The 1955-nt window shown below is 36.5% G+C and carries 1 protein-coding gene; it reads left to right on the top strand.

The genetic code is table 11. The annotated features are described in order from the left end of the window. Positions 1-253 precede the first annotated feature (253 nt). Positions 254-1903 (top strand): tetratricopeptide repeat protein, encoded by a 1650-nt coding sequence (locus J8L97_RS22830; protein ID WP_211053014.1) that lies wholly within the window; start codon positions 254-256, stop codon positions 1901-1903. Positions 1904-1955 lie beyond the last annotated feature (52 nt).

Here is a 1955-nt window from a genome sequence, read left to right as displayed (position 1 = left end):
TTTTTGTTAGTTGCGCTATGTTCAACGCTTGCAGTGCAAATAGGTTAAGTATTTTCAACTACGTGTGAATATCACGAGCCCATAGCTAATCTTTTTATTGCTTCCTGCAATAAAGAGCGTTTTTTAGCGAATACAACATGACAGACGCCTATATTTTTAATCGCTTAGTTTGCTTTAATTACTGTATTTAGAGTAAATTAAGCGCCTATTTGGTAAACGCGATTCAATTATAAACACACCATAAGGATGATGAATGCGCCTTTTTTTATTACTCGTAAGTTTATGTTTTATATTGCTGAAAACCTCGTCAGCAAATGAGCCTGTGCAAAATGTGGGTCAAAAATACACTCAGAAACTGAGCGTAATTCAAACAAAAATGGCCGTTTTAGATGAACAGTTGAAACAGCAAAAAGACCATGCCAAAGGGATTAAACAACAACTGGGTGATGACTTCAAAAAGTTGGAAGAAACACAAACTAATTTAAAAATACAGTTAGCCAACATTAGTAATCAGATCATTCAGCAAGAGAAGGTTTTAAATTTTCAACTTGCTAAGCAAGAACAAAGTCAAAATAAAGAATTGAACGTTTTTGATGGGCGTATATCCGATTTATCTTATGAATTAAATTTTTACAGTATCCTGATAACGATAATTGCTTTGATTTTAGGTTTTTCTACTTCATTTATTGCCATTTATAAAGCGAAAAGCGAAGCAAACGCCGCCTCAGAAAAACATATGTCAGAATGGTTAAAAAACAACAGTGACAACTTAAAAGCACAAGCACAAGCAACATTCCAAGAAATCAATCAAGAGTTAAAAGGCAAGTTTGATAAGTTTGAACAAGATGAAAGTGAGCGGATGCAAAAACTTTCTGAAATCAGACAGGTGAAAGCAAAGTTTATCGATTCTTTAATGCTCGATACACAGTATTTAACGTATAAAAGTTTCGAACATACCCGTTTGAATGTGGATGACTGGCTTGAGATTGGTACTGAATTTTTCTCTAACAATCAATTTAGCCTTTCTATCATCGCATGGGATGTTATAACCTCAAATATTTTTGAGGAAGTCGATGACTTAACCCTTGCAAGTGCGCTGTCTTATAAATCTGCATGTCTTGATAAACTAACGCAGCCTGAAGCAGAAATTAAAACGTATGATGAACTCATTACTCGATTCATTGATTCAGAGCATGAAACAATACAAGAACGGGTTGCAGTGGCGATTCTTAATAAAGGAGTGACGCAAGGTCAATTAAATCAAGCAGAAGAAGAAATTAAAACCTATGATATTCTCATCGCTCGTTTCAGAGAATCAGGCTATCTTGAAGTGCAAGAACAAGTTGCTAAAGCGATGCTCCATAAAGGAATTACACAGAGTGAATTAGCGCAGTTTGACGATGCAATTAAAGCCTATGAAGCGCTCGTTACTCAGTTTAGCAAATCCGAGAACGAATCTGTGCTAGATCAAGTAGCTAAGGCTATGTTTAATAAAGGGGTTAGGCAAAGTAAATTAAACCAGCCAAAAGACGAAATTAAGACCTATGAAGAGTTAATCGCCCACTTTGGTGAATCAGACAACGAAGCCGTGCAAGAGCAGGTGGCTAAAGCTATGCTTAATAAAGGGATCACACAAGGTCAGTTAGAACAGCCAAAAGAAGAAATTAAGGCCTATGAAGAGTTAATTGCCCACTTTGGTGAATCTGACAGCGAAGCCGTGCAAGAACGAGTAGCTAAAGCAATGCTTTATAAAGGGATTTCGCAAGTTCAACTGAACTTACCAGATGATGCAATCAAAACCTATGAGGGGCTCATCTGCCGCTATGGTGATTCAAATAACCCAGAAATAACGGCAATAGTGGCACAAGCACAAATGCGTTTAGATGAGTTACAATCCAGTTAGTGCTATCAACTTAGAGCTTAGTAAGTTTTATGAAAATAAAGGTAAAATAAGC

The sequence above is a fragment of the Pseudoalteromonas sp. MMG012 genome, assembly GCF_018100875.1.
GTDB lineage: Bacteria > Pseudomonadota > Gammaproteobacteria > Enterobacterales > Alteromonadaceae > Pseudoalteromonas > Pseudoalteromonas aurantia.
This window is presented reverse-complemented; position numbering and strand designations above follow the sequence as displayed.